This window comes from Stakelama marina, from assembly GCF_018122655.1.
GTDB classification, from domain to species: Bacteria; Pseudomonadota; Alphaproteobacteria; order Sphingomonadales; family Sphingomonadaceae; genus Sphingomonas; species Sphingomonas marina.
The window spans coordinates 62525-69738 of the sequence record NZ_JAGRQC010000006.1 but is presented as its reverse complement, the minus strand read 5'-3'; the positions used below and the strand labels follow the sequence as shown (position 1 = coordinate 69738).

The window sequence follows — 7214 nt, the reverse complement described above, 5'->3', positions numbered from 1 at the left end:
CAACGAAAGAGAGCGTCGCTATGGCACGCTACTCGGCTACGAAGACTGGCAGAACGACATCTGGATTAGCCGCCGCCCCGTCCCAAATGGACGCTAATCGGTCAGCCGCTTTATGGGTTCTCGTCTTCCAGTTCACGCAGCCGCCGCATCTCCGATGGCATCAGCCCTGCGTACTTCTTCTTCCTGTTGAAGTAGGTCAGCCTGGCTGATCCCCGCCTTGCGGCAGATCTCCGCCACCGGCGTGCCTTCCTCCCCTGCTTGATGACGAACGATTTCTGCGCGTCCGTGAATTTCGATGCCTTCATGCCGTAGCTCCTCGTCCAGCCAAGGATGGCTACGGCGGAAAACTCTATCTGCGAATGGTCCAGGATTCAGGTGGCAGAGCAGTGAGACAGGGTAGGGCTGTCAGAAACGCATCATTCGCAGAAATATTTCTGAATCAAAGAGTTATGGACGTTCTGATCTGCCCTGGAACTGCAACGCTACAGACCTCGGCTCCACCATCCTCCGACATTCCCAAGCGATGATCGCGCCTTGCGCGCGCTGATTCGGTACACCCACCGAACGTCGTCAGGCCTGTTGCCGTACCGCCCCGGCCGCGCGGACATCGGCAATCGTTGGATAGCCGTTGACCGCCATCAGCAGGTCGGCCTCGGCAAGGATGCATTTCAGCACATGCGCCGCGCCATCGGCGCCATCGAGCGCGAGGCCATAGACGAAGGGGCGACCGACCCCCACCGCCGTCGCGCCCAGCGCAAGCGCCTTCACCACATCGCTTCCCGAACGCACCCCCGAATCGAACAGCACCGGCGTCGCGCCCGCCACGTCCACCACGTCCGACAGCATGTCGATCGCAGCGATTCCGCCATTGGCCTGACGCCCGCCATGGTTCGAGCAATAGATCGCATCGGCACCGTGATCGGCCGCACGCCGGGCATCGTCGGGATGGCAGATGCCCTTCAACACGATCGGCAGGCTGGTGATCGATTTCAGCCAGTCTAGGTCGTCCCAGGTGAGTACCTTTCCGAAGGTCGCCGCCCAGGTCGTTATCGCGGTTGCCGGGTCCTCCTCCGGGGGCTTTGCGAGCAGCGAACGGAAGACCGGATCGGTGAAATAGTTGGCCAGCACAGCCCCGCGAAGCTGCGGAAAGTTTCCGGCATTCAGGTCGCGGGGCCGCCATCCCGTCACCCAGGTGTCGAGCGTCACCACGATCGCCTTGTACCCCGCCTTTTCGGCGCGGCTGACAAGGCTTTCGGCCAGTTCCTTGTTCTTCGGGGTATAGAGCTGGAAAAAGCCGGGCGTGTCGCCCAGCGCCGTCGCCACATCCTCCATCGGATCGTTGGCGAGTGTCGAGACCATCATCGGCACCCCCGTTGCCGCCGAAACGCGCGCGGCGGCGAGGTCGCCATGCCCGTCCTGCGTGCAGATGCCGGTGACGCCGATCGGGCTCATGAAGATGGGTGAGGGGTAGGTGTGGCCGAACAGCTCGATCGACAGATCACGCGACGTGCAATCGACCATCATGCGCGGCACCATGCCCCAGTGGCGGAACGCGGCGACATTTTCATCCTGCGTATGTTCGTCGCCGCACCCGCCCTGTACGTAGTTCAGGACATGCGGCGGCATCGCCGCTTCGGCGCGCGCCTCCAGCGTCGCGGCATCGACCGGCACGCCGGGGAGCACGCCGCGCAGACCCGCCGCGTAGATCGCGTTCTGATAGTCGCCGTAATGGCCCATTCGTCCTCTCCTGTTTTACCCAGCGATACGGTGCGCACGCGCTGTTGGCAAAGCCCGTTGCGTCCTCGGCATGTGGTGCTATCAGCCGGGACCGGGCGGGAAGCGATTCCCGTCCGAACATCGTGCCGGTGCCCCGACGGGGCTGAAACGGGAATGCGGTGCGGGCGGGAAACCGTCCAAGGCCGCGGCTGTCCCTGCAACTGTAAGCGGTTAGCACGGTGCACATGGCTCCCCATCGGGGAGCGGCCACTGGGATCAATCCCGGGAAGGCTGGTGCATCGGTGCGGCGACCCGCGAGCCAGGAGACCTGCCGGCACGGAGTCGCTCTTGCCGGGGCTCAGGGATTGGCCAAGGCACGGACCTCCGTTGGAGCGACATCCCGAAGCGGGCGGGCCGCATCGGGGCGTTCCGCCGGCGCCGTGGGTGCCGGATCGGCGGACGGCCCGTGCATATCGTGCGTCCCCCTCCGCGATATGTCGTTCGTGCACCCATTGGGGGTTTCAGCCCATGATGAAGTCTGTTGTTTCCTTGCTCGCGATCACCATCGCGCTGCCGGTCCATGCGCAAACCGCGCAGGACCAGAACGATACCATCGTCGTCACCGCAAACCGTGCGGGCGATGCCGAAAATCCGGAGAACATCCCGGCGTCGATCACCGTCATTTCGCATCGGGAACTCGAAAACCGTCAGACGCGGATCGTATCCGATGCGTTGCGCGACGTGCCGAGCATCGCGGTCAGCCGAACCGGGGCGATCGGCGGTTTCACGCAAATCCGCATCCGTGGCAGCGAGAGCAACCAGTCGCTGGTCCTGATCGACGGAATAGAGGCGGACGATCCGTTTTTCGGCGAATATGATTTCGGTACGCTGCTCGCCGATCCGGCGATGCGGATAGAGGTGCTGCGCGGCCAGCAGTCGGCGCTATATGGATCGGACGCGATCGGCGGCGTGGTGCAGATCATAACGCTGACGGGCGCCGAAGCGCCGGGCGTCAGCATCCGCGCTGAGGGCGGATCGCAGGGCACGGCGAGCGCCGCCGCGCGCGTGGCGGGCGTGTCGGGCGATCTCGATTACGCGCTGTCGACGACCGGCTACCGCACCGATGGTTTCGTCTCCGCGCGGGGCGGGAGTCGCGATCTGGGGTCGGACAGTGCGGGCGCGAACGCGAAACTGATCTGGGCCCCTGCGTCCAACTTCACGCTCACGGGCGTCGGCCGCTACGGCTATACGCGCGCCGATACCAACAACACCGACAATGATCCGACCAGCCCGACCTTCGGCTACACGATCGACACGCCCGGCGAATATTACACCAATGACGGCATTTACGGCCTGGTGAAGGGCGAACTCGCGCTGGCCGACGGGCGCTGGACCAACACGCTGTCGGCGCAGGTCGCCGATACGCGTCGGCACAATTACACCGACCAGACCGAGACGACGGGCGATCACGGCGCGCGCTACAAGGGGTCGTTCGTCAGCGCATATCGCTTCGATACCGGAACGCTTCGCCACCGCATCACCGGCGCAGTCGATGTCGAGCGCGAAAGCTTTCGCAACACCGTCGCCAGCGGCGGCGCGTTCACCGGCGAAAAGCATATCGATACCGTTGGGCTGGTCGGGCAATATTCGCTTCGTTCGGGCGGGCTGGCGCTCGGCGGATCGATACGGCGCGATCTCAACAGCCGGTTCGCCGATGTAACCACCTATCGCGCGCAGGCGGGCTATCGCTTTGCAAGCGGCACGCGGCTGCACGCGGCATGGGGCACCGGCGTCCGCAACCCCGGCTTCTACGAACTGTTCGGCTATATCGACGGGCAGTATATCGGTAATCCCGGCCTCAGGCCCGAAAAGTCGAAGGGCTGGGAAACCGGCGTCGATCAGATCATCGCCGGCGGCAAGGCGCAGCTTGGCGTGACATGGTTCGACAACCGGCTGGAGGATGAGATCATCATGATCTATCCCGCGCCCGATTATGTCGCGACATCGGTCAACGCCGATCGGCTTTCGCGGCAAAAGGGGCTGGAGGCCGTGATATCCGCCCACCCGATCCCGGAACTGAGCCTCGATCTTGCATACACCTATACCGACGCGACCCAGAACGGCGTGAAGGAGGTTCGCCGACCGCGCCACATGGGCAGCGTCAACATCACCGCGACCAGCCCCGACAAGCGGTTTTCGGGCACGCTGACGGTGCGGTATAACGGGCGTATGGCGGACATCGCCTATACCGATCCCAGCTATGCGCCGGTGACGGTGTCGTTGCCCGAATATGTGCTGGTGAACCTGGCGCTGGACTATCGGATCAGCGACCATTTCTCGGTCTATGGCCGCATCGAGAACCTGTTCGACGAACGCTATGAGGAAATCTTCAGCACGCGCGGTTCGCCCAGGGCGGCCTATGCCGGCGTGCGCGCGCATTTCTAGGCAGGGCGTCGGGCGGCGGAGCAGCGGTTCCGCCGCCCGTCCCGTATCGAAACGCCGTTAACCATCTTCGACATTGAGCCAAATCGTAAACAAGGCGTTAACGTTTGCGCCATGTCGATTCGGACCGCTCAACCCGCCCGCCCGCATCCCTTTCGCGAGCAAATCCGCACCACCGGATCGCGCAACGCATTGCGTGCGCGTGTGCGCAAGAACGATCAGGACAATGACTGGAAGCTCTTCATGCTGAGCTTCACCGCCTTCTTCATCTGCTTCTATACGTTTCTGATCTGACGCGCGCCGATGCGCCTCAGTCGCAGGCGCGGTGAAGCTTCTGCGCGATCCATGCGGAAATCAGACACATCCCCGCGACCATTATCAGCATATCTTCGTTCGACATGCCCGCAGCGCTCAGCGCCAGCACTCCGACCGCGCCGATCGTCATTGCGCCCGAATTGACGACATTGTTCGCCGCCACGGTGCGCGCGGTCTGATCCTTGGTCACCGTCGTGGTGAGGAAAGCATAGAGCGGGACGACGAACATGCCGCCGGTCGTCGCGATCGCCACCAGCGTCAGCAGCAGGACGATCGACTGCGAATGGGTGATGAAATCGATCACGCCGTAAAGCTGCCCCGTCGGCGCCGGCGTCCAGGTTCTGGCTTCGATCGAAAAGGCGACGAGGAACACCGCCATCGCGATCACCGATGCGGGCGCGAACTTGGCCGATATGCGCCCCTTCAACAGCGAGTTGATGATGACCGAACCGATCGCGATTCCGACTGAGAAGATGGCGATGGTCAGGCTTGCGACGCGCTCGTCGGCGGTCAGCACATTCTTCACCAGCGGCGGAAAGATGACGATCAGCACCGCGCCGATCGTCCAGAAAAAGCTGATTGCGCAGATCGCCAGGAACAGGCGCGGAATGTGCATCGTGTCCGATATCAGCCGCCACGATGCCGTGAAGGGATTGTAATTGATCTTCAGCGTCGCGCCCTGCCGCGGCGCTTCGGGGACGTTGCGACCTGCGAACCAGCCGATAATGGCGACCGACAGCACGAGGATCGCGGTGCCTTCGACGCTGATCCAGCCCGCTATGACGGTGCCGAGCAGGATCGACAGATAGGTCGCCGCCTCGACCAGGCCCGTACCGCCCAGTACCTCATGTTCGCGAAGATGCTGCGGTAGGATCGCGTATTTGATCGGGCCGAAAAAGGTCGAATGCACCCCCAGCATCAGCACCGCGCCCAGCATCATGCCGAGGCCGATCGAGGTGTGCCCGAACTTGGCGGCCATCAGCCCGGCCGAACCGAACAGCATGATGCCGATTTCGGCGGTCTTCACGACGCGGACGATCTTTGCCTTGTCGGTCGTGTCGGCAAGCTGGCCCGACAATGCCGACAACAGGAAGAACGGAATGATCGACAGCCCGGTGGCCAGCGCGTTGAAGTTCGATTCGACCGTTGCGTCGTTGAAAATCTGGTAGGTCGCGAACAGGACCATGCCGGTCTTGAACAGATTGTCGTTGAAGGCGCCGAGAAACTGCGTGATGAAAAGTGGCAGAAAACGGCGCTCCTTGAGCAATCCGAGCGCGTTCAGCATGGAAAACAAGGCCTTCTTGCAACTACCGGCGCGCCCGACATAGACGAGCCGCGCCGCGACCGGCAAATGCTATCTGGATTGCGCGGCGGGGCTGGCACCGAAGCGCCGCGAAGGGTACAGCATATCCGATGCTGACCTTGCCTAACCTCTTGACGCTGTCGCGAATATTCGCGGTGCCGCTCCTCGTCGGCCTGTTGTGGTGGCCGCGATGGGAGGCAGGCTATGGCATCGCCTTCGCGCTTTACTGCCTGATGGGCATCACCGATTATTTCGACGGCTATGTCGCCCGCGCTCAGGGCACCGTGTCGAAGCTCGGGGTTTTCCTCGATCCGATCGCCGACAAGATCATGGTCGCGGCGGTCGTGCTGATGCTGGTCGGCACGCGGCATGACGCGGTCGCGGTCATCAGCGGGGTGCACATCATCGCCGCGCTCATCATCCTGTTGCGCGAAATCGCCGTATCGGGGCTGCGCGAATTTCTCGCCGGTCTGCAGGTTTCGCTGCCGGTGTCGCGGCTCGCCAAGTGGAAGACGACGTTCCAGCTCATCGCGCTGGGCGCGCTGATTCTCGCCGGCGCGCTTCCCGCGATCCTGTGGATCAAGGTCGTTGGCCTGATCGCGCTTTGGGCGGCGGCGGCGCTGACGCTGATTACCGGCTGGGATTATCTGCGCGTCGGCCTGAAGCACATGGACAGCTAGATGGCGCTCGACCTGCTGTATTTCGCCTGGGTGCGCGAGGCGGTCGGCACCGGCCAGGAACGCGTCGAGCTTCCCGAGGGCGTGACGACGATTTCGGCGCTTGTCGATTGGCTTGCCGCGCGCGGCGGCGGCTATGCAGAGGCGTTCGCGCAGCCTGACCGCATCCGCGCGGCGATCGACGAACGCTTCGTACCGCTTGACGCGACGATTGGCTCGGCGCGGGAGGTGGCGTTGTTTCCGCCGGTGACGGGCGGATGATCGACATCCGCGTTCAGACGGAGCCGTTCGATCCCGGCGCCGAACTCGGCGCGATCGAAGGCGGCGGGGCGGGGGCCGTGGCAAGCTTTACCGGGCTGGTGCGAAGCGATGACGGCGTCACTACGCTCGAACTCGAACATTATCCCGGCATGACCGAAGCGGCGCTGCGCGACCTTGCCGAGCAGGCGGTAGCGCGCTGGTCGCTGAGCGCTGCGACGATCGTCCACCGTGTCGGGCCGATGGCGCCTGGTGAGCGGATCGTGTTCGTCGGCACCGCAGCACCGCATCGCCAGGCTGCGCTCGATGCGTGCAGCTTTCTGATCGATCGGCTGAAGACCGAAGCGCCTTTCTGGAAACGCGAAACGCGCGGCGACGAGGCGCGCTGGGTCGATGCGCGCACCAGCGATGACGCGGCTGCGCAGCGCTGGCGCTGATCGCGCTCAAATCGGGTTCTGATCGACCAGTTGCAGGCGACCGACAATCGTGGCGGACGATATGCC

General features: G+C 63.6%; 7 protein-coding genes, 1 pseudogene and 1 riboswitch. Of the genes and pseudogenes, 5 read left to right on the top strand and 3 right to left on the bottom strand.

Annotation, left to right across the window (positions count from 1 at the left end):
- Window positions 1-116: 116 nt before the first annotated feature.
- Window positions 117-305: pseudogene (locus J7S20_RS15930) on the bottom strand (transposase); the annotation flags it as partial.
- A 265-nt stretch (window positions 306-570) separates the two neighbouring features.
- Entirely contained in the window at window positions 571-1737 is a 1167-nt protein-coding gene (locus J7S20_RS15925) for an alpha-hydroxy-acid oxidizing protein (RefSeq protein WP_284055233.1), read from the bottom strand.
- Between the two features lie 109 nt (window positions 1738-1846).
- Window positions 1847-2066: riboswitch (cobalamin riboswitch) on the top strand.
- A gap of 178 nt (window positions 2067-2244) precedes the next feature.
- Here J7S20_RS15925 and J7S20_RS15920 point away from each other — a divergent pair.
- Window positions 2245-4161 (top strand): TonB-dependent receptor plug domain-containing protein, encoded by a 1917-nt coding sequence (locus tag J7S20_RS15920; RefSeq protein WP_284055232.1) that lies wholly within the window; start codon window positions 2245-2247, stop codon window positions 4159-4161.
- Between the two features lie 111 nt (window positions 4162-4272).
- A complete protein-coding gene (locus tag J7S20_RS15915) occupies window positions 4273-4452 on the top strand; it encodes a hypothetical protein (RefSeq protein ID WP_284055231.1) in 180 nt (59 codons plus the stop codon).
- Between the two features lie 16 nt (window positions 4453-4468).
- On the opposite strand, the gene J7S20_RS15910 is transcribed toward J7S20_RS15915, so the two are convergent.
- A complete protein-coding gene (locus J7S20_RS15910) occupies window positions 4469-5758 on the bottom strand; it encodes an MFS transporter (protein ID WP_284055230.1) in 1290 nt (429 codons plus the stop codon).
- 128 nt (window positions 5759-5886) lie between these two features.
- On the opposite strand from J7S20_RS15910, the gene pgsA reads away from it, so the two are divergent.
- The 3 genes from pgsA to J7S20_RS15895 are packed head-to-tail and all read left to right on the top strand — an operon-like array spanning window position 5887 to window position 7148.
- The gene (gene pgsA / locus J7S20_RS15905) at window positions 5887-6456 is read left to right on the top strand and encodes a CDP-diacylglycerol--glycerol-3-phosphate 3-phosphatidyltransferase (protein WP_284055229.1); all 570 of its coding nucleotides are present in this window, start codon (window positions 5887-5889) and stop codon (window positions 6454-6456) included.
- Window positions 6457-6714 (top strand): molybdopterin converting factor subunit 1, encoded by a 258-nt coding sequence (gene moaD, locus J7S20_RS15900; RefSeq protein ID WP_284055228.1) that lies wholly within the window; start codon window positions 6457-6459, stop codon window positions 6712-6714.
- Complete coding sequence (locus J7S20_RS15895) at window positions 6711-7148, top strand: molybdenum cofactor biosynthesis protein MoaE (protein WP_284055227.1); 438 nt, start codon at window positions 6711-6713, stop codon at window positions 7146-7148. The genes moaD and J7S20_RS15895 overlap by 4 nt, the downstream gene beginning before the upstream one ends.
- Window positions 7149-7214 lie beyond the last annotated feature (66 nt).